The sequence below is a fragment of the Halomonas garicola genome, from assembly GCF_055382465.1.
This window is the reverse complement of sequence record NZ_AP043931.1, coordinates 2,780,869-2,805,642: the sequence shown is the minus strand read 5'-3', so window position 1 is coordinate 2,805,642 and position 24,774 is coordinate 2,780,869. Positions and strand designations below refer to the sequence as shown.

Annotated in this window: 19 protein-coding genes, 2 tRNA genes and 2 rRNA genes; 10 read left to right on the top strand and 13 right to left on the bottom strand. The window is 64.2% G+C overall.

All coding sequences use genetic code 11. The features are described from left to right. Positions 1-13: 13 nt before the first annotated feature. The 5 genes from ACZ46Y_RS13400 to ACZ46Y_RS13380 all read left to right on the top strand — a co-directional run bounded on the left by ACZ46Y_RS13400 (position 14) and on the right by ACZ46Y_RS13380 (position 5,338). Positions 14-90 (top strand) — tRNA-Ile (locus ACZ46Y_RS13400). A gap of 120 nt (positions 91-210) precedes the next feature. Beyond that, positions 211-286, top strand: a tRNA-Ala gene (locus tag ACZ46Y_RS13395). Between the two features lie 214 nt (positions 287-500). Further along, positions 501-3,583, top strand: a 23S ribosomal RNA gene (locus ACZ46Y_RS13390). A gap of 103 nt (positions 3,584-3,686) precedes the next feature. Further along, a 5S ribosomal RNA gene (gene rrf / locus ACZ46Y_RS13385) occupies positions 3,687-3,802 on the top strand. 201 nt (positions 3,803-4,003) lie between these two features. Then, the gene (locus ACZ46Y_RS13380) at positions 4,004-5,338 is read left to right on the top strand and encodes a deoxyguanosinetriphosphate triphosphohydrolase (protein ID WP_311955696.1); all 1,335 of its coding nucleotides are present in this window, start codon (positions 4,004-4,006) and stop codon (positions 5,336-5,338) included. Between the two features lies 1 nt (position 5,339). On the opposite strand, the gene ACZ46Y_RS13375 is transcribed toward ACZ46Y_RS13380, so the two are convergent. The 9 genes from ACZ46Y_RS13375 to tkt form a co-directional block, all read right to left on the bottom strand. Further along, positions 5,340-6,242 (bottom strand): nuclease-related domain-containing protein, encoded by a 903-nt coding sequence (locus ACZ46Y_RS13375; RefSeq protein WP_311945611.1) that lies wholly within the window; start codon positions 6,240-6,242, stop codon positions 5,340-5,342. 48 nt (positions 6,243-6,290) lie between these two features. Next, the gene (locus ACZ46Y_RS13370) at positions 6,291-6,665 is read right to left on the bottom strand and encodes a translation initiation factor Sui1 (protein ID WP_311955698.1); all 375 of its coding nucleotides are present in this window, start codon (positions 6,663-6,665) and stop codon (positions 6,291-6,293) included. Continuing rightward, positions 6,665-7,393 carry an HAD family hydrolase gene (locus tag ACZ46Y_RS13365; protein WP_311955700.1) on the bottom strand — a complete coding sequence of 243 codons (729 nt, stop codon included), beginning with the start codon at positions 7,391-7,393 and terminating at the stop codon, positions 6,665-6,667. The genes ACZ46Y_RS13370 and ACZ46Y_RS13365 overlap by 1 nt, the downstream gene beginning before the upstream one ends. Positions 7,394-7,579: 186 nt before the next feature. Beyond that, complete coding sequence (gene fba, locus ACZ46Y_RS13360; protein WP_311955702.1) at positions 7,580-8,644, bottom strand: class II fructose-bisphosphate aldolase; 1,065 nt, start codon at positions 8,642-8,644, stop codon at positions 7,580-7,582. A gap of 128 nt (positions 8,645-8,772) precedes the next feature. Beyond that, complete coding sequence (locus ACZ46Y_RS13355; protein WP_311955704.1) at positions 8,773-9,936, bottom strand: phosphoglycerate kinase; 1,164 nt, start codon at positions 9,934-9,936, stop codon at positions 8,773-8,775. Between the two features lie 21 nt (positions 9,937-9,957). Next, positions 9,958-11,052 (bottom strand): type I glyceraldehyde-3-phosphate dehydrogenase, encoded by a 1,095-nt coding sequence (locus tag ACZ46Y_RS13350; protein WP_311955706.1) that lies wholly within the window; start codon positions 11,050-11,052, stop codon positions 9,958-9,960. 72 nt (positions 11,053-11,124) lie between these two features. After that, the gene (locus tag ACZ46Y_RS13345) at positions 11,125-11,838 is read right to left on the bottom strand and encodes an LrgB family protein (protein WP_311955708.1); all 714 of its coding nucleotides are present in this window, start codon (positions 11,836-11,838) and stop codon (positions 11,125-11,127) included. Beyond that, positions 11,828-12,181: a CidA/LrgA family protein gene (locus tag ACZ46Y_RS13340; protein WP_311945621.1), complete on the bottom strand. Its 354-nt coding sequence runs from the start codon at positions 12,179-12,181 to the stop codon at positions 11,828-11,830. Before ACZ46Y_RS13340 ends, ACZ46Y_RS13345 begins: the two co-directional genes overlap by 11 nt. Next, positions 12,169-14,223, bottom strand: coding sequence for a transketolase (tkt, locus tag ACZ46Y_RS13335; protein WP_311955710.1), 2,055 nt, complete (start codon positions 14,221-14,223; stop codon positions 12,169-12,171). Before tkt ends, ACZ46Y_RS13340 begins: the two co-directional genes overlap by 13 nt. A 157-nt stretch (positions 14,224-14,380) precedes the next feature. On the opposite strand from tkt, the gene metK reads away from it, so the two are divergent. The 5 genes from metK to ligB all read left to right on the top strand — a co-directional run bounded on the left by metK (position 14,381) and on the right by ligB (position 21,631). After that, positions 14,381-15,604, top strand: coding sequence for a methionine adenosyltransferase (gene metK, locus ACZ46Y_RS13330; RefSeq protein ID WP_311955712.1), 1,224 nt, complete (start codon positions 14,381-14,383; stop codon positions 15,602-15,604). 187 nt (positions 15,605-15,791) lie between these two features. Next, a complete protein-coding gene (locus ACZ46Y_RS13325) occupies positions 15,792-17,099 on the top strand; it encodes a TAXI family TRAP transporter solute-binding subunit (RefSeq protein ID WP_311955714.1) in 1,308 nt (435 codons plus the stop codon). A 33-nt stretch (positions 17,100-17,132) separates the two neighbouring features. After that, positions 17,133-17,693 carry a DUF1850 domain-containing protein gene (locus ACZ46Y_RS13320; RefSeq protein ID WP_311955715.1) on the top strand — a complete coding sequence of 187 codons (561 nt, stop codon included), beginning with the start codon at positions 17,133-17,135 and terminating at the stop codon, positions 17,691-17,693. Between the two features lie 39 nt (positions 17,694-17,732). After that, on the top strand, positions 17,733-19,913 hold the full coding sequence (locus tag ACZ46Y_RS13315; protein WP_311955716.1) for a TRAP transporter permease: 2,181 nt from the start codon (positions 17,733-17,735) through the stop codon (positions 19,911-19,913). Next, entirely contained in the window at positions 19,913-21,631 is a 1,719-nt protein-coding gene (ligB, locus tag ACZ46Y_RS13310; protein ID WP_311955718.1) for an NAD-dependent DNA ligase LigB, read from the top strand. Before ACZ46Y_RS13315 ends, ligB begins: the two co-directional genes overlap by 1 nt. Positions 21,632-21,636: 5 nt before the next feature. On the opposite strand, the gene ACZ46Y_RS13305 is transcribed toward ligB, so the two are convergent. The 4 genes from ACZ46Y_RS13305 to ACZ46Y_RS13290 all read right to left on the bottom strand — a co-directional run bounded on the left by ACZ46Y_RS13305 (position 21,637) and on the right by ACZ46Y_RS13290 (position 24,772). Next, complete coding sequence (locus tag ACZ46Y_RS13305; protein ID WP_311955719.1) at positions 21,637-22,368, bottom strand: ABC transporter permease; 732 nt, start codon at positions 22,366-22,368, stop codon at positions 21,637-21,639. Position 22,369: 1 nt separating this feature from the next. Continuing rightward, on the bottom strand, positions 22,370-23,083 hold the full coding sequence (locus ACZ46Y_RS13300; RefSeq protein ID WP_311955721.1) for an ABC transporter permease: 714 nt from the start codon (positions 23,081-23,083) through the stop codon (positions 22,370-22,372). 77 nt (positions 23,084-23,160) lie between these two features. Further along, on the bottom strand, positions 23,161-23,928 hold the full coding sequence (locus ACZ46Y_RS13295) for a transporter substrate-binding domain-containing protein (RefSeq protein WP_311955723.1): 768 nt from the start codon (positions 23,926-23,928) through the stop codon (positions 23,161-23,163). 43 nt (positions 23,929-23,971) lie between these two features. Beyond that, a complete protein-coding gene (locus ACZ46Y_RS13290) occupies positions 23,972-24,772 on the bottom strand; it encodes an amino acid ABC transporter ATP-binding protein (RefSeq protein WP_311955724.1) in 801 nt (266 codons plus the stop codon). Between the last annotated feature and the right edge of the window lie 2 nt (positions 24,773-24,774).

Here is a 24,774-nt window from a genome sequence, read left to right as displayed (position 1 = left end):
GTTGCACGGTACCGGGTCTGTAGCTCAGTTGGTTAGAGCGCACCCCTGATAAGGGTGAGGTCGGCAGTTCGAGTCTGCCCAGACCCACCAAATTTTCGTAATGCGGCGTTAAAGCACAGCTCGTATAGCAGGCTATACGTCGCTGCACTTTGCCTAGCCTTACAAAAATTCTGGTGAAAACAGTGTGGTAGCAAAATAGCAAGACGATTTGGGGCCTTAGCTCAGCTGGGAGAGCGCCTGCCTTGCACGCAGGAGGTCAGCGGTTCGATCCCGCTAGGCTCCACCAATACGCCCGCCGGGTTGACTGACCGTTTGTTGTTCCGTGACCACTGATAAGAACCGGCCGCAGGGCCGTGCTTATCACTGTTCATTGAACAGTCGCTCTTTAACAAGATATATCATGCTGATAAAACGATCTTCCTTGGGAAGATCATGTGATACGTCTCAAGCGTATCCGGCAATATCGTTGTCATTGCGACCCCGACTCCTTCGGGTTATAGGGTCAAGCAATGAAGCGCACACGGTGGATGCCTAGGCAGCCAGAGGCGATGAAAGACGTGGAAGCCTGCGATAAGCGTCGGCGAGGTGGCAAACACCCTTTGACCCGGCGATCTCTGAATGGGACAACCCACTCATCACAAGATGAGTATCGTATCCTGAATCCATAGGGATACGAGGCGAACCGGGGGAACTGAAACATCTCAGTACCCCGAGGAACAGAAATCAACCGAGATTCCCCCAGTAGCGGCGAGCGAACGGGGAGTAGCCCTTAAGCGCGTGACCGATTAGACGAAGGCCCTGGGAAGGGCCGCCATAGTGGGTGATAGCCCCGTAGTCGAAAATCCGATCGCGTGAAATCGAGTAGGTCGGGGCACGAGAAACCTTGACTGAAGACGGGGGGACCATCCTCCAAGGCTAAATACTCCTGGCTGACCGATAGTGAACCAGTACCGTGAGGGAAAGGCGAAAAGAACCCCAGTGAGGGGAGTGAAATAGATCCTGAAACCGTGTGCGTACAAGCAGTGGGAGCCCCATCACTAAGCTTCTTCGTGATGAGCTCATCATTAATCACATCCGCTTGAGGGTTAACGTTGCCTGCAACGTTAACCCAAAAATCAAGCAGAGGTGGCTTAGTGATGGGGTGACCGCGTACCTTTTGTATAATGGGTCAGCGACTTATTTTCCGTAGCGAGCTTAACCGTGTAGGGGAGGCGTAGCGAAAGCGAGTCTTAACAGGGCGACAAGTTGCGGGGAATAGACCCGAAACCGGGCGATCTACCCATGGCCAGAGTGAAGGTTGAGTAACATCAACTGGAGGCTCGAACCCACGTATGTTGAAAAATGCGGGGATGAGCTGTGGGTCGGAGTGAAAGGCTAATCAAGCCCGGAGATAGCTGGTTCTCCTCGAAAGCTATTTAGGTAGCGCCTCACGTATCACCACCGGGGGTAGAGCACTGTTTCGGCTAGGGGGTCATCCCGACTTACCAACCCGAGGCAAACTCCGAATACCGGTGAGTGCCAGCGTGGGAGACACACAGTGGGTGCTAACGTCCATTGTGGAAAGGGCAACAACCCAGACCGTCAGCTAAGGTCCCCAAATTCTGGTTAAGTGGGAAACGATGTGGGAAGGTTTAGACAGCTAGGAGGTTGGCTTAGAAGCAGCCATCCTTGAAAGAAAGCGTAATAGCTCACTAGTCGAATCGGCCTGCGCGGAAGATGTAACGGGGCTAAACCAGATACCGAAGCTACGGACATGCCTGCATCACTCAAGACTATTCGCTTGGCGTCGCCTGCGACGTCCAAGCGCTCCCCGAACAGTGAGTCGGCGAGCGATAAACGAGTGGTTTTCAGGATGCAGGTATGTGGTAGAGGAGCGTCGTGTAAGCCGATGAAGGGAGGCTGAGAGGCCTGCTGGAGGTATCACGAGTGCGAATGCTGACATGAGTAACGATAAAGGGCGTGAAAAACGCCCTCGCCGGAAGACCAAGGGTTTCTGTTCGACGCTAATCGGAGCAGAGTGAGTCGGCCCCTAAGGCGAGGCCGAAAGGCGTAGTCGATGGGAAACGGGTCAATATTCCCGTACCTCACAGTATTGCGATGGGGGGACGAAGAAGGCTAGGTGAGCCAGGCGACGGTCGTCCTGGTGAAAGTCCGTAGGCTGAACCATCAGGGAAATCCGGTGGTTCAAGGCCGAGAGACGAGACGAACAGCCCACGGGCTGGAAGTCATCGATGCCACGCTTCCAGGAAAAGCCTCTAAGCCTCAGATACTGCGAGACCGTACCCCAAACCAACACAGGTGGTCAGGGTGAGAATCCCCAGGCGCTTGAGAAAACTCGGGTGAAGGAACTAGGCAAAATGGTGCCGTAACTTCGGGAGAAGGCACGCCGCCGGTACGTGAACCCCCACGCGGGGGGAGCGGAAGGCGGTCGAAGATACCAGGTGGCTACAACTGTTTACTAAAAACACAGCACTCTGCTAACGCGCAAGCGGACGTATAGGGTGTGACGCCTGCCCGGTGCCGGAAGGTTAAGTGATGGCGTTAGCTTCGGCGAAGCGCTTGATCGAAGCCCCGGTAAACGGCGGCCGTAACTATAACGGTCCTAAGGTAGCGAAATTCCTTGTCGGGTAAGTTCCGACCTGCACGAATGGCGTAATGATGGCCACGCTGTCTCCACCCGAGACTCAGTGAAATTGAAATCGCCGTGAAGATGCGGTGTACCCGCGGCTAGACGGAAAGACCCCGTGAACCTTTACTATAGCTTCACACTGGACGCCGATGTTGCTTGTGTAGGATAGCTGGGAGGCTTGGAACCCCGGTCGCCAGACCGGGGGGAGCCACCCTTGAAATACCAGCCTGGCATCATTGGCGTTCTCACTCCGATCCGTGATCCGGATCGAGGACCGTGTGTGGTGGGTAGTTTGACTGGGGCGGTCTCCTCCCAAAGCGTAACGGAGGAGCACGAAGGTACCCTCAGCACGGTTGGACATCGTGCAGTGAGTGCAAGAGCACAAGGGTGCTTGACTGCGAGACAGACACGTCGAGCAGGTGCGAAAGCAGGTTCTAGTGATCCGGTGGTTCTGTATGGAAGGGCCATCGCTCAACGGATAAAAGGTACTCCGGGGATAACAGGCTGATACCGCCCAAGAGTTCACATCGACGGCGGTGTTTGGCACCTCGATGTCGGCTCATCACATCCTGGGGCTGAAGTCGGTCCCAAGGGTATGGCTGTTCGCCATTTAAAGTGGTACGCGAGCTGGGTTTAGAACGTCGTGAGACAGTTCGGTCCCTATCTGCCGTGGGCGCAGGATGTTTGCGAAGGGCTGCTCCTAGTACGAGAGGACCGGAGTGGACGCACCTCTGGTGTTCCGGTTGTCACGCCAGTGGCATTGCCGGGTAGCTAAGTGCGGACGGGATAACCGCTGAAAGCATCTAAGCGGGAAGCCCCCTTCAAGATGAGACATCCCCGAGGCCTTGAGCCTCCTGAAGGGCCCAGCAAGACGAGCTGGTTGATAGGCCGGGTGTGGAAGCGCTGCAAGGCGTTGAGCTAACCGGTACTAATGTGCCCGTGAGGCTTGACCCTATAACACCCAAGGGGTCGGGTCGCAGGACAACGATGAAGATGTCAAACAAGACAGACGGATACGCGAGACGATCACGAACAGCATGATATATCACCGGTTACGCCTGACGGCCATAGCGAGCGGGAACCACCTGATCCCTTGCCGAACTCAGCAGTGAAACCGCTCAGCGCCGATGGTAGTGTGGGGCCTCCCCATGCGAGAGTAGGACATCGTCAGGCACCAATACGCAAAGAACCCGGCCAAGCGCCGGGTTTTTTGTGTGCGGCTGTGTCATGGCGAGGCGTTTTGACGTCGTGGCGATCTCAGGCTCGCGGTGATGCATAGGGCATACGGCGGCACGCCAAGGCGCCCGAGGTGTAATATGGGGAGCTTAGGGGCTTACCCCTGACTAACACGCGACGTTTACGGAGACGGGCTCAATGACGATGATGTGCTGGGAGAGGCTGCTGTCCCCCCGGCGTTTGCACGACAAGCGGCTTGATATTTCACACGAGATCGGGCGCACGCCGTTTCACAAGGACCACGATCGGATTGTCTTCTCCGGCTCTTTCCGCCGCCTGGGACGCAAGACTCAGGTGCATCCGCTCACCGAAAACGACCATATCCACACCCGGTTGACCCATTCGCTTGAAGTCGGCTGCGTTGGCCGTTCGCTGGGCATGATCGTGGGGGAGCTGCTGCATGATCGCCTGCCTGACGCCATCACCCCGGCGGACCTGGGGGTGATTGTACAAACCGCCTGCCTGGGCCATGACATCGGCAATCCGCCTTTTGGTCACGCCGGCGAGTACGCCATACGCGACTGGTTCAAGCGGGCGGCCAAGGCCGGCTTGCTCGAGGGCCTGACCCCCGCCGAGCGCGACGACCTCCTTACCTACGAAGGCAACGCCCAGGGCTTTCGGGTGATTACCCAGATTGAATACAACCAGTTTAACGGCGGCATGCGCATGACCGCCGCGACGCTGGGAACGCTGCTGAAATACCCCTGGGCGGTTACCCATAAAAGCACCGGCGGCAAGTTCGGCGCCTATCAGTCAGAGCTTTCCCTGCTGCGCGAGGTAGCGGAAAGCCTGGGACTGCTCGCCCACGGGCAGGATCGCTGGTGTCGGCATCCGCTGGCGTGGCTGGTGGAGGCCGCCGACGATATCTGCTATGCCCTGCTGGATCTGGAAGACGGCCTGGAAATGGGTATTCTGCGCTACGAAGAAGTGGCGGATATTTTGCAGCGCATTGCCGGTGAGACGCCGCCCGAATATGCCGAAATGCAGCAGCGCGGCGCCTCCCAGCGTCGCCGCATTGCCCTGTTGCGGGGGGCGGCCATGGAGCGCGCGGTCAACGAGGTTGGCGAGGTATTCGTGCGCCACGAGCCGTCGCTGCTGAAAGGCGCTCTGGACCGCGATCTGCTGTCCCTGTGCCATGCGGACCTGAGCGGTGGGGTGGGCGCGGCCAAGGCGCTTGCCCGGGAGCGCATTTTCCAGAACGAACGCAAGGCCAAGCTGGAGATCGGCGCCTATACGACGCTGGGTATCTTGCTGGAGGCGTTCATCGGGGCAGCCCATGAGCTGCATCACGACGGCGAGCTGTCCTTTAAGCACCAGCGTGTTCTGGCCCTGATCGGGGAAAATACGCCGCAACAGGAGTGGCCGCTGTATGCCAGCTACCGTCGTATGCTGGACTTTATCGGCGGCATGACCGACCACTATGCGGTGGATTTGGCCCAGGAAATGGGCGGCAGGCTCAAGGGTGACGGCTGAGTCAGGCGGAGGGCTGACGCAGGTGCCTGTCCGACTGCTGTGAGCGCTCGAGCAGCAGGTAGATCACTTTGTCGTGGACGGCCCTGTCAAGCTCGCCAAGCGTCATATCGGCAAGCCCGGTGGCCAGCCTTTCGCCGCTGACGACCGTGATGTCGCTGGCGGCCTCCCGGGTGTCGATCTCCCAGCCCGGGAGTACCAGAATGCCGCGCACGGGCACCGCTATACCGCACTGGCGCTCCAGCCAGTCGCTCAGCCAGCTGACGGCCTGACGAGTCTTGTACAGCGGCCGACGCTCCTGCCAGTGAGGAAAGCGCAGCCGCTCTTGCTCCACATACACCCAGTTCAGCGCGCGGCTGTCGACCCCCAGAGCCCGGGCGCGGGTTTCCACGACAAAAACCCCGCTGGGCGTGACGACCACGTGGTCAATGGTAAAGCGCCCGGCGGGCACGTCGTGAAACACCGCGTAGGGGTGCGCTTCGGGGTGAACCAGCCGCTCCAGCTCCTGGCCGACGGCAAGCTCGCAGGCAAGGCCCAGCTTGAGGCGGCGAATGCGCTGGTAGTCGCGTACCAGCAATAGGGAAAAAATCAGCACCAGCGCCGTGCTCAGCAGGCCGTAGAGCGCCCACTCGACCCAGAACTGCCGCTGGGTAAAGAGCATGCGACCCATGCCGTAGACCAGCGGCGCCAGGCTAACCAGCGGGCCCAGCGAGCCGTTGAGAAAGAGCGTGGAAAAGGCCTGGTCCAGCCGCGTGCGCAGCGCCTGGCCCGGCCCGCGCAGGAGGTCAGCATCAAACGGCGAGCGCACGCTGGCGTCGTGCAGGCTGCGCAGGGCCAGCACCACGGCGCCGAGGGCAGCCATGGGAAAGAGAAAGATGAGCGGTAACAGGTATTCCAGCCAGACCATGAGGGACCTTTGCCGTGGTGTTATAGGGCGCTGCGGCTTGCCCGTGGCTTAGCCGCCGGCGTGTTTGACCGTATAGTCCAGCTCGACCAGCGCCTGGTAAAGCGTATCGCGGTGATCGCCCTGTATTTCGATGACGCCGTTTTTCACCGCACCGCCGGTACCGCAGCGCTTTTTCAGCCGCTTGGCCAGCTGTTTCAGCTCGTCGGCGGGCAGCTTGATCCCGCTCAGAGTCGTGACCCCCTTGCCTTTGCGCCCGCTGGTTTCGCGGCGGATACGCACCGTGCCGTCCAGCGCCGCGAGGCGCTGCTCGTCGGCCACTGCTTCGCAGCGGCATTGGTCCAGGGCTTCGCGGCAGTGAGGGCAGGTGTCGCCCTGTTCGGTAGAGTAAACCAGCCCGCCGAGCTGGTCGCGCAGCGATGCCATTAGCGTCCTCCTGTGGCTGCCTTGGGTAGTGGCGTTGCGGGCGTGTCATCAGCCGCCGGGGCAGGGTGGCGCGCCCGGGTCAGCTGCTCCACCACGTCGGGGAGCTCTTTCATGTGGCGTATCATAATGGCATTTGCCGGCGTCGTCTCGATCCGTGGAAAGCGATTGAGGTGAATCACCGTCATGCCGGCGGCAAGCGCGGCCTGAACGCCGACCAGGGCATCGTCAATGGCGATGCAGTCGCCGGGGGCAAACCCCATGGCGCGTGCGGCATGAAGGTGCAGGCAGGGCTCGGGTTTCCAGCAGTTGACGCTATAGCCGCTGAACAGGGCGGTCTGAAAGTAGCCGTCAAGCCGGGTGGTGGCAAGGGCCGTGCGAATTTTTGCCGCCGCGCCGTTGGACACCACCGCTCGGGGGTAGGCGATGAGCTGCTCGAGCGCTTCCCGAGTACCGGCAATGGGCACAAGCTCGGTGGCAAGGCGTTGGGCCAGCTTGACCCGCATGGCTTTGTCTATGCGCTTGAGCTTACGGGCAGGTACGTGACCGTGCTGCTTCTGCAGCTGTTTGATGATATGGCGAAAGCGTACGCCGCGGTACTTGGTCAGATAATCGGCGGTGGTAAATGGCAATCCTGCCGCGTTGAGACCGGCGGCCATTTCTTCTGCCAGCAGCGGTTCGCTATCGACCAGGGTACCGTCGCAATCAAACAGTAAAAGAGGCAGAAACATGGTGAATCCTTGCAGCGGATGACGCCTCAGTGTGGCACAAAGCCCCTGACCCGGCTACTGGCTCATGGCTCGCTCGGGCGCGATGAGGTCGCGGCGCTGCACCATGAAAAAGGCGGCCCGGTGGCCGCCTCTTGTGCGCATGCTGCTTGCCCAGCCGGGTTTGTCGGCGGGCTGCGTTGGCTAGGGTTACTTGACCTTGGGCGCCATCTCGCCGCGTTCGTAGCGCTGGTACATGTCTTCCAGGCTGATCGGCTTGATTTTGCTGGCGTTGCCCGCGGCGCCAAAGGATTCGTAGCGGTTAATGCACACGTCGCGCATGGCGCCGATGGTTTCCTTGAGGAACTTGCGCGGATCGAATTCGGCCGGATTCTGCGCCAGGAAACGACGCACCGCGCCGGTGGACGCCAGGCGCAGGTCGGTGTCGACGTTGACCTTGCGCACGCCGTGCTTGATGCCTTCGACGATTTCCGCGACCGGCACGCCATAGGTTTCGGGGATGTCGCCGCCGTACTGGTTGATCACGTCGAGCCACTCCTGGGGCACCGAGGAGGAGCCGTGCATCACCAGGTGGGTATCGGGGATCCGCGCGTGGATCTCCTTGATGCGCTGGATGGAGAGCGTATCGCCGGTGGGCGGCTGGGTGAACTTGTAGGCGCCGTGGCTGGTGCCGATGGCAATGGCCAGGGCATCAACGTGGGTGGCCTTGACGAATTCGGCCGCTTCTTCGGGGTCGGTGAGAAGCTGCTCGCGGTCGAGCTTGCCCTCGGCGCCAATGCCGTCTTCCTCGCCGGCCATGCCGGTTTCCAGGCTGCCCAGGCAGCCAAGCTCGCCTTCCACGGAAACGCCGCAGGCGTGGGCCATTTCCACGGTGCGCCGGGTGACGTCGACGTTGTAGTCGTAGTCCATCGGCGTCTTGCCGTCTTCCCCCAGGGAGCCGTCCATCATTACCGAGGAAAAGCCCAGCTGGATGGAGCGCTGGCACACCGCAGGGCTAGTGCCGTGGTCCTGGTGCATGGCCACCGGAATATGCGGAAACTCTTCCACCGCCGCCAGGATCAGGTGGCGCAGAAAGGGCGCGCCGGCGTATTTGCGCGCGCCGGCGGACGCCTGGATGATCACCGGCGAGTCGGTCTGGTCGGCGGCTTCCATGATGGCGCGCATTTGCTCGAGGTTGTTGACGTTGAATGCGGGGATGCCGTAGCCGTGTTCGGCGGCGTGGTCCAGCATCTGGCGCATGCTGATTAGTGCCATGAAGTCACCTTAGTATCGGTAGCGGGGATGAAATGTACACCGGGCTTCGCCTGGAAGCGTAGAAAGCGGGTGTCGTATACACTGATTGAGATCATGTCTCCACAAGGCGCCTGTTACAAGCGCCGGGCCTATCTCGCCGCCGCTTCCAGCGCGCTGACGGCAGGCAGCGTTTTGCCTTCGACGTATTCCAGAAAGGCGCCGCCGCCGGTGGAGATATACGACACCTGATCGGCGATGGCGTACTTATCGATGGCGGCCAAGGTATCACCGCCGCCGGCAATCGAGAAAGCGCTGCTTTCGGCAATGGCCCGTGCCAGGCGCCGGGTGCCTTCGCCGAACTGGTCGATTTCGAACACGCCTACGGGCCCGTTCCACAGCACGGTACCGGCTTCCTTGAGCAGGCCGGCAAGGCTCTCGGCGCTGTCCGGGCCGATGTCGAGGATCAGCTCGTCGTCGGCGACTTGATCCACCGGCTTGACCGTGGCTGCGGCGGACTCGGACACTTCGGTAGCCACCACGACGTCGGTGGGCAGGGGAATATCGACCTTGTCCATCAGGGCTTTGGCCTGATCGACGAGGTCTGCCTCGTGGAGCGACTTGCCGACGTTATGGCCGGCGGCGGCGATAAAGGTGTTGGCGATGCCGCCGCCGACGATCAGCTGGTCGCACTTGTCGGCAAGGGCAGTGAGGACCTCGAGCTTGGTCGAGACCTTGGCGCCGCCGACGATCGCCGCCATGGGGCGCGCCGGCGCGGCAAGCGCGGTTTCCAGCGCGGCAAGCTCGGCGGCGAGCAGCGGGCCGGCGCAGGCCGCCTTGGCAAATCGCGCGACGCCGTGGGTCGAGGCCTGAGCGCGATGCGCGGTGCCGAAGGCGTCCATGACGAAGACGTCGCACAGCGCGGCGTAGCGGCGGGCAAGTGCTTCGTCGTCCTTTTTCTCGCCGGCGTTGAAGCGCACGTTTTCCAGCAGGGCCACTTCGCCGTTGGCAAGCTCGGGGGCGCTGTCCAGGTAGTCGGTGACCAGCGTAATCGGACGCTCAAGCAGCTCGCCCAGGCGCCTGGCCACCGGCGCCAGGGAGAATTCGTCCGCCGGCTCGCCCTCGACGGGGCGCCCCAAGTGGCTCATCAACAGCACCTGGGCGCCGGCCTCAACGGCTGCGCGGATGGTCGGCAGCGCCGCGCGCAGGCGGGCGTCGCTTGTTACCCGGCCCTGCTTGATAGGCACGTTCAGGTCTTCACGGATCAGTACGCGCCGGCCGCGAAGGGAAAGGTCGTTCATGGTCTGCACGTTCATGGCAAAACGTCCTCGTCGTCTCTAGTCAGTCGTTGGGGCATGGAAGGTCAAGTCGTCGTGACGCAGCCGCGCTAGCCGCTGGGTGATATCCAGCATGCGGTTGGCAAAGCCCCACTCGTTGTCGAACCAGCATAAAAGCTTGACCAGCCGCGCCCCGGCGACCCGGGTCTGGGTAGCGTCGATGACCCCCGAGCGCGGGTCGTGGTTGAAGTCGCTGGAGGCGGTGGGCTCTTCGGTATAGCCCAGCACGCCGTCGAGCCGGCTGGTCACGGCCGTTTGCAGCAGCGCGTTGACCGCGGCGGCATCGGTATCGCGGCGCATCGTCAGCGCCAGGTCCATGGCCGACACGTTGATGGTGGGCACCCGCACGTGCAGGCACTCAAAACGCCCGGCAAGGCTCGGCATCAGCCGGCTGATGCCCCGGGCCAGGCCGGTATCCACGGGGACAATGGACTGCATCGCCGAGCGCGTCAGGCGCAGGTCGGTCTGATGGTAGGCGTCGATCACCGGCTGATCGTTCATCGCCGAGTGAATGGTGGTGGTCACGCCGTGCTCCACGCCCAGCGCTTCGTCAAGCACCGTCAAAAGCGGCACCAGGCAGTTGGTGGTGCAGGAGGCGGCGGAGATCACCGGCTGGTCAAGCGTCAGCGAGTCCTGGTTGATTCCCCATACCACGGTTGCGTCGACGTCGCTTTCCGCCGGCTGGGAAAACAGCAGCTGTTTGGCCCCGGCGTCGATGTGCTGCATAGCGGTGGCGCGATCCTTGAAGCTGCCCGAACACTCCACCACCAGGTCCACGTCGAGCTTGCGCCAGGGAAGCCGGGTAGGGTCCGGCTCGCTAAGCAGGCGGATGCGCCGGCCGTTGACGATCAGGTCGCCGTTGTCGCTTTCCACCGTCCCCGGAAAGCGCCCGTGGGTGGTATCAAAGCGCGTCAGGTAGCTGATGGTAGCGGCGTCCGAGAGCTCGTTGATGGCGACGATATCGATGGGTATCGGGTCGATATGGGTCGGGTCGGTGCTGGCCGTCTCGCGCTCTACCAGCGCGCGCAGCACGCACTGGCCGATGCGGCCGTAGCCGTTGATGGCAATGCGGTACCGGTAAGCCTCGTCCGCCATGGTGTGATGTCCTCCGCAATGCTGAAGTGAGATGCGCGGCCGCCGGCAGCCGGGCTCAGGGGGCTATTGGCGTCAGCTTAACAGCTGCCAGGCCAGCGGCAGCAAAAGCGCGGTGAAGATCCCCGTCAGGCTCATCCCAAGCGAGGCAAAGGCGCCGGCGGTGGAGCCGATTTCAAAGGCGCGTACCGTGCCCAGCGCGTGGCCGTTGACGCCCAGGGCAAAGCCGATCAGGCGCTCGTCGGTAATGCCCATCAGCCTGGCAACCAGGCTGACAAAGGCAATGGCGGCCACGCCGGTGATCAGCAGCGCCCCCAGCAGCAGCGAGACGTTGCCGCCGATCTGCTCGGCAATGCCCATGGCGATGGGGGCGGTAACCGACTTGGCGGCAAGCGAGGCGATGATCTCGCCAGGCGCGCCCATGAGCCAGGCGATGCCCAGCGCGTAGACAATGGCCATGACGGCGGACACCGGCAGGCACACGGCCAACGGGCGCCACAGCTGGCGAATGCGGGGCAGCAGTTGGTATAGCGGCATGCCCAGCGCCACGGTCGCCGGGCCCAGCAGCACGGTAAGCCAGCGGGCGCCGTCCTGGTAGGCCGTGTAATCCATCCCGGTGAGCACCAGCGCTCCGGTCAGCAGAACGGTGGCGAGCAGAATGGCCGGTAGCCAGGGCGGCCGGCCAAGGCGCTTGAGCAGCGCCATGGCGACCAGGTAGGCAGCCAGCGTAAGCGCCACGGCGAACAGCGGCGTGGCGGTCAGTCGCTGCAGCAGTGCCTCACTCAGCATGGTCATCCTGCATCAGGCGCTTCAATAGCCAAAGCGTAGTAAACACGCTGAGCAGGGTGCCCACGACCAGGCTTAGCATGATCGCGGTCCACTGCCCGGCCAGCTCGTCGATCATGAAAAACACGCCGGTCACGCCGGGCATGATCAGCATCGCCAGCATGGCGATCAGCGGCTGGGCGGCGGCGGCCACGCTGTCCGGCACGCCGCCGTTTATCGCCAGGGCGCCGCACAGCAACAGCATGCCGATTACGCCGGAGGAAATGGGGATGCCGGTGTAGTAGACGATCAGCTCACCGGCAAGCCAGCACAGCAGCAGCCACAAAAAACCGTTCAGCGCAGGCATGAGGTCACCGACAAAGGCATTGACTCCAGCAGCTCTCGGGCCTGCTCGACCACGTGATCGACGGTAAAGCCGAAGTGCTTGAACAGATCCTCCGCCGGGGCGGATTCGCCGTAGGTGGTCATGCCGATCACCCGGCCCTCAAGGCCTACGTACTTGTACCAGTAGTCGGCGTGGGCGGCTTCCACGGCAATGCGCCGGGTAACCGCTGCCGGCAGCACGCTGTCGCGGTATTCGGCGCTCTGGTCATCGAAGCGCTGGGTGGACGGCATGGAGACCACGCGCACGGCGGTGCCGCCGGCTTCAAGCTCGGCGGCGGCGTCCATGGCCAGGCCGACCTCGGAGCCGGTGGCGATCAGAATCAGCTCCGGTGCGGCCTCGCTGCCTTTAAGCGAACTGTCTTTGAGGACACTATCCTTAAGAACGTAGCCGCCGCGCTGAATGTTGGCCAGCTGGGCCCGGGTGCGCGGCTGGTGGACGAGGTTCTGGCGCGAGAACACCAGCGCGGTGGGGCCGGAAGTGTGCTTGATCGCGGCGTCCCAGGCAGCGGCGGTTTCCACCGCGTCGCAGGGGCGCCAGGCACAAAGATTGGGAATGGTGCGCAAGCCGGTCAGCTGTTCGACGGGCTGGTGGGTGGGGCCGTCTTCGCCAAGGCCGATGGAGTCGTGGGTGAAGACGTAGATGGCCTGCTGGTTCATGATCGCCGACATGCGGATGGCGTTGCGCATGTAGTCCATAAAGGTCAAGAACGTCGCGCCGTAGGGCACAAAGCCGCCGTGCAGGGCGATGCCGTTCATGATCGCGGCCATGCCGAATTCGCGCACGCCGTAGTGCAGGTAGCTGCCGCCGGGCGCGTCGGGCGTGATGGTCCTGGCGCCGTCCCAGAATGTCAGGTTCGACGGCGCCAGATCGGCGCTGCCGCCGAGCAGTTCGGGCAGCTGGGGACCAAGCTCGTTGAGCACGGCAAGCGATGCCTTGCGCGACGCGGTGGTCTTGGCCTCCTGCTGGGCCTTTTCCACCAGCGCCAGGCTGGTGAGCGTGCGCGGCAGCTCGCCCTTCAGGCGGCGCTTAAGCTCGGCGGCGTCCTCGGGGAAGGCGTCGGCGTAGCGCGCAAAGCGTGCGTCCCACTCGGCCTGGCGCGCCTTGCCCGCCTCCCGAGCGTCCCAGCCGACGTAGATGTCTTCGGGAACGTGGAAGGGGGCGTGATGCCAGCCCAGCTGCTCCCGGGCGGCGGCGACTTCGTCGTCGCCGAGCGCGGCCCCGTGGGAGGACGCCTTGCCCTGCTTGTTGGGCGCGCCAAAGCCGATCACGGTCTTGCACACGATCAGGCTGGGCTTATCGTCCTGGGTCAGGGCAAGCTCAATGGCTGCCTTGATCTCGTCGGGCTTGTGGCCGTCGACGTTGGCCACTACGTGCCAGCCGTAGGCGTCAAAGCGCTTGGCGGTATCCTCGGTAAACCAGCCGTCGACCTCGCCGTCGATGGAAATGCCGTTATCGTCGTAAAACGCCACCAGCTTGCCCAGCTTCTGGGTGCCGGCAAGGGAGGCCACCTCGTGGGAGATGCCTTCCATCAGACAGCCGTCGCCGAGAAAGCACCAGGTGCGGTGATCGACGATCGCGTGGCCCGGGCGGTTGAACTGGCCGGCCAGCGTTTTCTCGGCAAGCGCCATGCCCACGGCGTTGGCCAGCCCCTGGCCCAGCGGGCCGGTGGTGGTTTCGATCCCCGGGGCGTAGCCGTGCTCCGGGTGGCCGGCGGTAGCGGCGTGGAGCTGGCGGAAGTTTTGCAGCTGCTCGAGGCCGAGGTCGTAGCCCGTAAGGTGCAAAAGCGAGTACAGCAGCATCGAGCCGTGGCCGTTGGAGAGCACAAAGCGATCGCGGTCGGCCCACTGGGGGGCCTCAGGGCTGTGCTTGAGGTAGTCATTCCACAGCACTTCGGCGATGTCAGCCATGCCCATGGGCGCGCCGGGGTGGCCGGAATTGGCCTTTTGTACGGCGTCCATGGAAAGCGCGCGAACGGCATTGGCCAGCTCAAATCGGGACGGCATGGGGTGCTCCTCGCCTGCAAACGGAAATCAAAGCCGTTATTATCGCTGACTTCGCCCATGGCGGCAAATCCTAGGAAGCCGTGCGGGCAGGGTGTAAACTCCAGCCCTTTGGCAACAATTTTCACTCCTGCCACCAGAACAGAGGGTCGAGAGCGCGATGAGCGAATATTCCCTGTTTACTTCCGAGTCGGTTTCCGAAGGTCACCCCGACAAGATCGCCGACCAGATTTCCGATGCGGTGCTGGATGCCATTATTGCCCGCGATAAACAGGCGCGCACAGCGTGTGAAACCCTGGTCAAGACCGGCGTGGCGATCATTGCCGGGGAAGTGACCACGTCTGCCTGGATTGATCTTGACGCGCTGGTGCGCGAGGTGATCAACGGCATCGGCTATACCTCCTCGGAAGTCGGTTTTGACGGCGATACCTGCGGCATCATCAACCTCATTGGCAAGCAAAGCGTGGACATTGCCCAGGGCGTGGACCGCGTCAAGCCCGAAGACCAGGGCGCCGGCGACCAGGGGCTGATGTTTGGTTACGCCACCAACGAAACCGACGATTACATGCCCGCGCCGGTGTACTACGCGCATCGGCTGGTGCAAAAGCAGTCCGAGCTTCGCCGCGAGGGGCTTTTGCCCTGGCTGCGCCCGGATGCCAAGAGCCAGCTGACGTTCCGCTACGACGCGCACGGCAAGCCCTGCGGCGTCGATGCCGTGGTGCTTTCGACCCAGCACGACCCCGATATCGATCAGGAAGAGCTGCGCAAGATCGTCAGGCGCGAAATCATCGAAGCGGTGATCCCCGCCGAATGGCTGGACGAGGCTACCCAGTATCACATCAACCCCACCGGCAAGTTTGTCATCGGCGGGCCGGTAGGCGACTGCGGGCTCACCGGGCGCAAGATCATCGTCGATACTTACGGCGGCATGGCGCGCCACGGGGGCGGCGCGTTTTCGGGCAAGGACCCGTCCAAGGTCGACCGCAGCGCCGCCTACGCCGGGCGCTACGTGGCCAAGAACATCGTTGCCGCGGGGCTTGCCGACAAGTGCGAAATCCAAATTTCCTACGCCATCGGCGTGGCCGAGCCGACGTCGGTGTCGGTCGATACCTTCGGCACCGGCAAGGTGAGCGAGGCCGCTATTGTGCGCCTGGTGCGCGAGCACTTCGATCTGCGCCCCTACGCCATTACCCGGATGCTCGACCTTGAGCACCCCATGTATCAGCTCACCGCCGCCTACGGCCACTTCGGCCGGAAACCGTTCGAGCACAGCTACCGCTGGACCGACGACCGGGGCCAGGAGCACGTGGAAACCTTCACCGCTTTCCCCTGGGAGAAAACCGACCGCGTTGATGCCCTGCGTCAGGCCGCCGGTATGGCGTAGCCTCGCCTCGCCGAATAATCGTGCGGTGTGACATTTCAATGTGTCAGCACCGTGCCAGGTAGCCCATCGTTTAAAGGCCCCGGTATACCGGGGCCTTTTTATGTTGCAGAGTGTCACGGTAACGTTAAAACGGCTGCCTTACCGGGCAGCGACGTGGGCAAATCGCCATAACAAGAGGAGAGGTACGATGACCAAGCGTATTTGGGTACAGGCGGCGGCGCTGGGACTATCCGGCGCCTTGCTGGCAGGCTGCGGTGACGATGCCGAAGAGACGGCCCAGGAGAGCGACACGAGCACGCAGCAGCCGGCCGGCGACGCCGGGACCAAGAAAGCCGAGGTGGAAACGCCGGAAGACGCTAGCGACCAGGCGGACGATGCCCAGGGCGGCGATGACCAGACCGATACCGACGATACCGACCAGGCCAAGGATACCGACCAGGCCAAGGATACCGACCAGGCCGACGATGCCGATCAAACCAGCGATGCGGCCGCCAACGGCGAGCCGGTGAGCCTGATCTTCGGCACCGGCGGCACCGGCGGCACCTACTACCCCATCGGCGGCGCGCTCAAGGGCGTGTTTGAGCAAAGCGACCTGGTGGAAAACGTTCAGGTGGTCTCCACCGGCGCCTCCGTGCAGAACATCAACAATATCAGCGACGGCCTGAACCATATCGCGATTGTGATGAGCGACGTGGCCTTTGATGCGGTCAACGGTGACAACCAGTTCGACGGCGAGCCGGCGGATATCAGCGCGCTGGCGGGGCTCTACCCCAACGTGGTGCAGATCGTTGCCACCGAGGACAGCGATATCGAGAGCATCGCCGACCTCGAAGGCAAGCGCGTTGGCGTAGGCAAGGTGGGCTCGGGCGTTGAGCAGAGCGCAACCAAGGTCATCGAGTCCGCGGGCATGAGCTACGACGACCTGGCCCAGATTAGCCATACCGGCTACGCCGACAGCGTGACCGGCATGAGCAACGGTAACCTGGACGCCGCCTTCTTCACCTCGGGCGTGCCCAACTCGAGCATTACCGGACTTCAGCAGAACACCGATATCACCTTCGTCCCGGTCGACGGCGAGGTGGCCGATAAGCTGCTGGAGCAGTACCCCTACTACGAGTCCTACACCGTGCCGGCCGGCGCCCCGGAGCGCTACGACCTCGATGAGGAAGTGGACACCGTGGCGATCCGCAACATGCTGATCGTGGGTAGCGACATGCGCGACGACGTCGCCGAAGAGCTGACCCAGCGCTTCTACGACTACCTCAACTCCGACAAGGTCTCGGTGAGCGCGCTCAAGCAGATTGATACCGATACCATGAATGAGGACCTGGTCGTACCGGTGCATCCCGGCGCCGAATCGGTGTACGAGTCCGTGTCCGGCGGCGCGACGGACGACGAGGATAGCCAGCCGGCAGATGCCGATAACAACAGCGACGATGCACAGCCCGACGACGCCGAGGCGGAAAAAGAGAGTGCCGACAGCCAGTCGTCCTGATGTAGCCTCTGACATCCGTTTTGGATGGCATCCATGGCGCCGCGCGTAGCGCCCGGCGCCATCGGGATCACCCTTGTCGCGGCGGCCATAATGGCCGCCGCGCTTGCGTGGCCGCTCCCCTGGCTAACGGTGCACGACGGGGGTGATCTGCGCTATGCCTTCCCCGGCGGTGAGGGCGCGCGCTTTACCCTGCGCTGGATGCACTCGGTGGAGAAGGAAGACTGGGAGGAGTGGTTCGAGGTAGGGAAGAGCGGCGCCATCATGCTCACCGGCACGCGCTTCAAAACCTTCGGCGCCGGCGTGCCGGCCGCGGCGGGCACGGCCACCAGGCTTGATAACGGCTGGGTGGTGATGACCGGCATTGATCGCGCGGTAGACCCTTTGGCCGTGCAGGCGGCCGCCGCCGAGCGCTACCGCATGCGCTATCATCTCGGCCCGTTCGAACCGACCTTTGCGCTGTCCCGGGCCGAGCCTCCCCCGGTACTGACGTTCAGCGTTAAGCGCGCGCCGCTGTGGCGGGTGCTGCCGGCGCTGGTGCGACCCTGGCGGCTGGCCTATTCTTTTGAGCGGGATACCGGGGCCAACAGCCAATAATCATCAATGCAAGAGATCAAGGCAAGAGAGAGGGGCGCTATGTCCGACGACAAGCACGCATCATCGGGGCAGGCCCCGGCCGGCGCAGCCGACGATCCGGCGGTGAAGGAAGCGCTGGAAAAATACGACCGCGAAAGCCTGGTGCGCGACAGGCTGCCAAGTGCCGTGATCAAGGGCGTCACGGTAGTGGCGGTGCTGCTGGCGCTGTTTCACCTCTACACTTCCTTTTCCGGTCCGCTGGTCGACGTCGCCCAGCGCAGCATCCACCTCTATACTCTGCTGGGGCTGACTTTCGTCCTCTACCCGCTGACCCGCACCGGCGCGCGGGATCGCGTGCCCTGGGGCGACGCCGCGCTGGCGATTTTGGCCTTCGGCGTGGGCGTTTACATGCTGGCGGTGGCCGACCGCGTTATCGCCTCGGCCGGGCGCATCAACGATACCGATATGCTGGTGGGCATACTGGCGGTGGCCCTGGTGCTGGACGCCACCCGGCGGGCCACCGGCTGGGGGCTGACGCTGCTGGCCACGCTGTTTCTGGCCTACGGCTTTTACGCCAAGCTGTCGTTCTACCCCGCGCTTGACGCCACTATCGTGCTGGCCACCTGCCGCCAGATCGTCTCGCACCTGGTGTTTATCACCGAGGGGCTTTTGGGTACCGCTACCGGCGTCTCGGCGAGCTACATCATCCTGTTTATCCTCTTCGGCGCCTTTCTCGGCAAGTCGGGGCTGGGGCAGCTGTTCAACGACCTGGCGCTGGCCGTGGCCGGGCATACCCGGGGCGGGCCGGCCAAGGTCGCGGTCATTGCCAGCGGCTTTCTCGGCTCGATCAACGGCTCGGCGATTGCCAACGTGGTGACCACCGGCGCCTTTACCATTCCGCTGATGAAGCGCACCGGCTACAAGCCCAACTTTGCCGGCGCCGTCGAGGCCTCGGCGAGCGTCGGCGGGCAGATACTCCCGCCGATCATGGGGGCGGCAGCCTTCATCATGGCCGAGGTGCTGTCGGTGCCGTATACCCAGGTGATTCTGGCCGGCATTATCCCCGCGCTGCTGTTCTATCTGGGCGTGCTGTTTCAGGTACACCTGCGCGCGCTGCGCGACGGCCTGGAAGGCATCGATCGCGCCAGGCTCACGCCGCTCAAGGCCGTACTGCTCAAGCGCGGGCACCTGCTGATTCCCATGGCGGTGCTGCTGTGGCTGCTGTTCGAGGGCCGCGCGCCGTTTTTCGCCGCCTTCTGGTCCATCGCCGCCACCGTGCTGATCTGCGGTACCTGGCGGGTCACCCTGGGCACCAGCGCCATTCTCGCGCTGCTGATTGTCGAGCCCCAGTGGCAGGCGCTGCTGGCGGGCAACGCGATGCCCGGGCTGCCCGCCAGCCGGCTGATGCTGTTTGGCATCGTTGCCCTGCCGGTGGCGATTAACGCGCTGCGGGCGAAGCTTGGCCTGGTAGCGGAAAAGATGGACGTCGCCGACTGCCGGGACGCCATGCACGACGGCGTGCGCAACGCCATTCCCGTGGCCATTGCCTGCGGCGCGGTGGGCATTATCGTCGGCGTGGCCACGCTCACCGGCATCGCCCTGGAGGTGGCCGATGCGGTGGTGACGCTTGGCCAGCAGATTCCCTACCCCACGGTGCAGCTGCTGGTGACGCTTGCGCTCACCATGCTCGCCTCGATTGTGCTGGGTATGGGGCTGCCGAGCATCCCTACCTACATCATCACCAGCACCATGGCGGCGCCGATCCTGCTCAACCTGCCGCTGTTTCGTGAGCTGGCCGGCAGCAGCGACACCGCGATCTTTGTGGCGCACATGTTCGTGTTCTACTTCGGCATCTTTGCCAACCTCACGCCGCCGGTGGCGCTTGCCGCCTATGCCGGCGCCGGTATCAGCGGCGGCTCGCCCAACGCCACCGGCTTTCAGGCCATGCGCCTGGCCGTTGCCGGGTTCGTGGTGCCCTACATGTTCGTGTTTGCCCACAGCATGCTGATGATCGACGCCACCGTCGGCGACATTCTGCTGGTGGTGGTCACCGGCGTGGTCGGCGTACTGCTGCTGGCCGTGGCGGTGGAAGGCTATCTGCGCCGGCCGCTCAACGTCTTCTGGCGCCTGCTGGCCGGGGTCGGGGCGCTGACGCTGATTTTCCCCGGATTGATCAGCGACCTTATCGGCGCGCTGATTGCCGCCGGGCTGTTGTTGCTGGCCAGAAAGGAAGCCGAGTAATGCCGCGGGGGCGGTGGGAGGCGCCGGCGATAGTAATAGCGGCGGCGCTGGCGCTGTGGGCCGGGCCGGCGGCGGCAAGCTGCCCGAGCTGGAGCGAGGCGCGGCTGGGTCAGGAAGTCCGGGCCCTGGAGGCGCGGCTGGCCGAGTGGGACCGCGCCTACTATCAAGGCGGACGCTCGCCCGTTGACGACGAGCTGTACGACCAGGCGGCCGCGCGGCTGGAAGCCTGGCGGACCTGCGCGGGAACGCCCCGGCGCCATGCCCCTGAACTCAGCGCGAGCGCCGGCCCACCGGCGGGTAAAAACAGCGTGCGCCGTCACCCGGTAGCCCAGACCGGGCTCGAGAAGCTTGATGAAGCCGGCGTCGAGCGCTGGGCCAGCCGCCGGGACGACCTCTGGGTGCAGCCCAAGGTGGACGGCGTGGCGGTCACGCTGCGCTACGCGGACGGCAGGCTTGTTGACGCCGTGAGCCGCGGCGACGGCGAGCGCGGCCAGGACTGGACGGCCCGGGCCCGCCAGCTGCCGGCCGTGCCCGATACCCTTCCCGAGCCGGCGTCGGCGGTGCTCCAGGGCGAGCTTTACTGGCGCCTTGCCGACCACGTTCAGGCTAAGCCCCGAAAGCCCCTCGCGCGCAACAAGGTGGCCGGCGTTATGCGCCAGGCCGCGCCTTCCCGGGCCGAGCTTGGACGCGTGGGCCTCTTTGTCTGGGGCTGGCCCGACGGCCCCGCGACCATGCCCGAGCGCCTTGAAGGACTTGGCGCGTTGGGGTTTGCCACCGCCGACTATACGCACAGGCTCGATGATCGCCGCGGCGCTGCCCATTGGCGGGAGCACTGGTATACCGCGCCGCTGCCTTTCGCCACCGACGGCGTGGTGCTCAAGCAGGGCAAGCGGCCCGGCGGGGCGCACTGGCGCCCACGCCCGCCGGACTGGACGGTGGCGTGGAAGTACCCCGAGCAGCGGGCGCTTGCCGGGGTGCGCGGGGTCGAGTTTCGCATCGGCCGCACCGGGCGGGTGACGCCGCTTTTGCACCTTGACCCGGTGCGCCTGGACGGCCGGCGCATCAGCCGGGTGTCGCTTGGCTCGCTCGAGCGCTGGCGGCGCTTTGACGTCCGCGCCGGCGACCAGATTGCCGTGGCACTGGGCGGGCTGACGATTCCGGCGTTCGAGCAGGTGGTCTGGCAGGCCGTCGAGCGCGAGCCGCTGACGGTGCCCGCGGCAGACGATTACCATCGCCTCAGCTGTTTTTCGCTGTCGGCGCCAAGTGAGCGACGTCCGCTGGGCTGCGAGGGCCAGCTCCTCGCCAGGCTCGACTGGCTGGGCGACGCGCTTCGCATGCGCGGCGTAGGCGAGGGCACCTGGCAGTCGCTGATGGACGCAGGCGCGGTGGCTGGGCTACTGGACTGGCTAACGCTTGACCGGGCCCGGCTGGAGCGGGTGCCGGGGATCGGCGCGGCCAGGGCGCAACTCCTCACGCAGCGCTTTACCGCGGCGCGAGCGCAGCCGTTTTCCGCCTGGCTCGAGGCGCTGGGGGCGCCGACGGGTAGCGAAAAGGCAAGCGGCGACTGGGCCGCGCTTGCCGGCTACAGCCGGCAGCAGTGGCGGGCGCTACCCGGCGTCGGCGCCACCCGCGCCGAAGCGCTGACGGCGTTTTTCCGCGCGCCCGGGGTGCAGGCGCTGGCCGACCGTTTGCGAGCGGCCGGCGTCGACGGGTTTTAGGCTGCTCAGGCGCGCCCCGGTATCAGCCGGCGGCCCCGGGTCGGGCGCATGCCGGGGAAGCGCTGTTCGAGCTGGCGCAGCACCAGCGTCAGCACCACCGTCATGGCCAGGTAGATGCCGGCGATGAGCATCAGCGGCTCGTAGACCAGAAACATCTCGTCGCGGATGATGTTGGCCGCCTGGAGCAGGTCCATCATGGCGATGGTTGACACCAGCGGTATCGATTTGAGCAGCAGGACCATCTCACCGGTGAGGGTGGGCAGGCAGGTCTGGATGGCCCGGGGCAGCCACAGGCGGAAGAAGACCTGAACCGGCGAGAGACCAAAGGCGCGGCCGGCCTCGCGCTCGCCGGCGGGCACGCTGAGCAGAGCGCCGCGGATTACCTCGCCGGAATAGGCGCCGACGCTGAGGATGAAGGTGAGCGCGCCGTAAAAGAAGGGGTCGCGCAGCACCGGCCAGATCAGGCTTTCCTGGATACCGGGGATGCCTTCGAGCAGGCGCCCTACGCCGTAGTAGAAAAAGAACAGCTGCACGAGCAGCGGCGTGCCTCGCATCACCGTGGTGAAACCGTGGATCACCCAGGCTAGCGGCCGCGGTCCCTTGAGCCGCGCCATGGCTAGGGCGACGGCCAGCGCCAGGCCGCCAACGGCGGACACGGCGATGAGCAGCAGGGTATTGATAAAGCCTTCCATGAGATAGGACTGATAGAAAGGGTCGTTCAGCCAGGAAAAATCCATGTCAGCCCTCCTCGTTGGCCGGCTGGCCGCGACGGACGTAGCGCTCCAGGCGCGCGAACAGCGCGGTGGAGGTGAGCGTCATGGCCAGGTAGATGACGCCAGCCACGGAGTAGAACAGAAATTGGGCGCGGGTGCTGGCGGCGGCCTGCTGGACGGTGAAGAACAGCTCGCTGAAGCCGATCACGCTGATCAGGGCGGTGTCCTTGATCAGGATCAGCCAGAGGTTCGACATGCCGGGAATGGCGTTGGGCAGCATGCCCGGGATGACAATGCGGTGAAAGCGCGTCCAGGCGGAGAAGCCGAAGGCATCGGCGGCTTCCAGCTGCCCCTTGGGGATGGCCAGAATGGCGCCGCGCAGCACCTCGGTCATGTAGGCGCCCTGGACAAAGGCCAGCACGCCCACGGCGGTGACAAAGCCGCTGATGGCGACCTGGCCGGGCAGGCCCAGCGCCTGGGTCAGGGCGGTCAGCGCCTGAGAGCCGGCATAATAAAGCAGGATGATCAGCAAAAGCTCGGGGATGGCGCGCACCGCGGTGGAGTAAGCGGTCGCCAGGCCGCGCAGCGGCGCCCAGGGGCTGAGCCGCGCGCTGGCGCCTATCAGGCCCAGCACCAGGCCAATGGCGTAGGACAGCACGGCGATTTCCAGCGTCGTCAGCGCACCCTCGGCGATGGGGCCGGCCCAGTCGAGCAGCCCCTCTTGGGAAACGTCGTTCATGGCAGTGTGAGGTCCCTGTTGAGGCAAAAGGGGAGGCGCCGCTGGCGCCTCCCGGGGAGCGTCGTTAAGGACGGGGGTCAGGTGCAGATATCGGTATCGAAATACTCGTTGGAAAGGCGGGTGCAGGTGCCGTTTTCCAGCACCTCGGCGATCGCTTCGTTGAGCTCGGCTTCCAGGGCGTCGTCGTCCTGGCGCAGGCCGATGCCAACGCCGTCGCCGTAGGCCGGGTGATGCGGCGCGGTGCCCTTGATCTCGAAGCCTTCGGCGGCGTCGCGCTCGACCAGCTCAAGCATGGCGATCTGGTCGGCGAGTATCACGTCCAGACGTCCGGAGAGCAGGTCGCGGTTGACCTGCTCGGCCTGGTCGTAAAGGCGCACTTGGGCGCCGCTGTCGCGCAGGGCGCGGCGGGTGTAGGTGGCGTTGGTCGTGGCGCTCTGTACGCCCAGCACCTGGCCGTCGAGGTCGTCCGGCGGGGTGAGCGTCATATCCTTGGCGGCCACGTAGGCGCCCGGCGTGAAGTAGTAGGGGTCGCTGAAGTCGATGACCCGCTGGCGGGCCTCGGTAATCGACATGGAGTTCATGATCATGTCAATGCGGCCGGCCTTGAGCGACGGGATAATCCCGCTCCAGCCGGTGGGCTTGATCTCGCATTCCCGTTCCATGGCCTCGCAGAAGGCCAGGCCCAGCTCGACTTCAAAGCCGGACCAGCCGCCGTCGGCGGAGGTGTAGGTAAAGGGCGGGTAGGGCTCGGCCGAAATGCCGATTTTCAGCGGCTCGTCTGCCGGGGTAATAGTGGAAAAGGTCAGCAGGGCAAGGGCGGCGGCGGTCAGTAGATTGTTTTTCATGGTGATCTCCGTAACGAGGGTAGAAGCAGGAGCGGTGACGGCGTCAGGCCGCCGGCGCGACGAAGCGGCGGCAGCGCTCGTTGTCATTGCTCTCGAAGACGACCCGGGGAGTGCCGGCAACGCCGACCACGCCGCGGTCGAGGAACACGATCTGGTCGGATACCTCCCGGGCAAAGGCCATCTCGTGGGTCACCAGCACCATGGTGCGCCCTTCATCGGCGAGGCTGCGGATGACGCTGAGCACCTCGCTGACCCGCTCGGGGTCGAGCGCCGAGGTGGGCTCGTCGAACAGCAGAACCTTGGGCTCCATGGCCAGTGCCCGGGCGATGGCCACGCGCTGCTGCTGGCCGCCGGAGAGAAAGGCGGGATAGCTATCGCGCTTATCGGCCATGCCGACCCGCTTCAGATAGTGGTCGGCGCGCTCGACGGCGCGCTTGCGCGACAGCTTCTGGACGCGCATGGGCGCTTCGATGATATTGCCCAGCACCGTGAGGTGCGGCCAGAGGTTGAACTGCTGAAACACCATGCTGACTCTGGCGCGCAGCCGCTGCAGCTGGCGCCGGTCCAGGCCGACAATGTCGCCCTGGCGATTGCGGTCGAAGCGAATCGTTTCATCCGCAATCGTCAGTTCGCCTTGCACGGGGCGTTCGAGCAGGTTCAGGCAGCGCAGCAGGGTGCTCTTGCCCGAGCCACTGGCGCCGATAATGGAGGTGACGCTGCCCTCGCTGACCTCAAGGGAGACGTCGCGGAGTACCTCAAGATCGCCGAAGCGCTTGACGAGGTGGCGGGCTTCCACCGCCAAAGCGGTGGAAGAAGACGAAGTAGCGTTAGACGATGTCGTCATAG

What these genes read in the sequence shown, in the direction of transcription:
- fba (WP_311955702.1), bottom strand. Translation starts at nt 8,644, where the DNA reads ATGGCACTAATCAGCATGCGCCAGATGCTGGACCACGCCGCCGAACAC.
- ACZ46Y_RS13350 (WP_311955706.1), bottom strand. Translation starts at nt 11,052, where the DNA reads ATGGCGGACGAGGCTTACCGGTACCGCATTGCCATCAACGGCTACGGC.
- ACZ46Y_RS13295 (WP_311955723.1), bottom strand. Translation starts at nt 23,928, where the DNA reads ATGAAAAACAATCTACTGACCGCCGCCGCCCTTGCCCTGCTGACCTTT.
- ACZ46Y_RS13300 (WP_311955721.1), bottom strand. Translation starts at nt 23,083, where the DNA reads ATGAACGACGTTTCCCAAGAGGGGCTGCTCGACTGGGCCGGCCCCATC.
- ACZ46Y_RS13345 (WP_311955708.1), bottom strand. Translation starts at nt 11,838, where the DNA reads ATGCTGAGTGAGGCACTGCTGCAGCGACTGACCGCCACGCCGCTGTTC.
- ACZ46Y_RS13380 (WP_311955696.1), top strand. Translation starts at nt 4,004, where the DNA reads ATGACGATGATGTGCTGGGAGAGGCTGCTGTCCCCCCGGCGTTTGCAC.
- ACZ46Y_RS13370 (WP_311955698.1), bottom strand. Translation starts at nt 6,665, where the DNA reads ATGGCATCGCTGCGCGACCAGCTCGGCGGGCTGGTTTACTCTACCGAA.
- ACZ46Y_RS13365 (WP_311955700.1), bottom strand. Translation starts at nt 7,393, where the DNA reads ATGTTTCTGCCTCTTTTACTGTTTGATTGCGACGGTACCCTGGTCGAT.
- ACZ46Y_RS13315 (WP_311955716.1), top strand. Translation starts at nt 17,733, where the DNA reads ATGTCCGACGACAAGCACGCATCATCGGGGCAGGCCCCGGCCGGCGCA.
- ACZ46Y_RS13320 (WP_311955715.1), top strand. Translation starts at nt 17,133, where the DNA reads ATGGCGCCGCGCGTAGCGCCCGGCGCCATCGGGATCACCCTTGTCGCG.
- ligB (WP_311955718.1), top strand. Translation starts at nt 19,913, where the DNA reads ATGCCGCGGGGGCGGTGGGAGGCGCCGGCGATAGTAATAGCGGCGGCG.
- ACZ46Y_RS13355 (WP_311955704.1), bottom strand. Translation starts at nt 9,936, where the DNA reads ATGAACGTGCAGACCATGAACGACCTTTCCCTTCGCGGCCGGCGCGTA.
- metK (WP_311955712.1), top strand. Translation starts at nt 14,381, where the DNA reads ATGAGCGAATATTCCCTGTTTACTTCCGAGTCGGTTTCCGAAGGTCAC.
- ACZ46Y_RS13325 (WP_311955714.1), top strand. Translation starts at nt 15,792, where the DNA reads ATGACCAAGCGTATTTGGGTACAGGCGGCGGCGCTGGGACTATCCGGC.
- ACZ46Y_RS13290 (WP_311955724.1), bottom strand. Translation starts at nt 24,772, where the DNA reads ATGACGACATCGTCTAACGCTACTTCGTCTTCTTCCACCGCTTTGGCG.
- ACZ46Y_RS13305 (WP_311955719.1), bottom strand. Translation starts at nt 22,368, where the DNA reads ATGGATTTTTCCTGGCTGAACGACCCTTTCTATCAGTCCTATCTCATG.
- ACZ46Y_RS13375 (WP_311945611.1), bottom strand. Translation starts at nt 6,242, where the DNA reads ATGGTCTGGCTGGAATACCTGTTACCGCTCATCTTTCTCTTTCCCATG.
- tkt (WP_311955710.1), bottom strand. Translation starts at nt 14,223, where the DNA reads ATGCCGTCCCGATTTGAGCTGGCCAATGCCGTTCGCGCGCTTTCCATG.
- ACZ46Y_RS13340 (WP_311945621.1), bottom strand. Translation starts at nt 12,181, where the DNA reads ATGCCTGCGCTGAACGGTTTTTTGTGGCTGCTGCTGTGCTGGCTTGCC.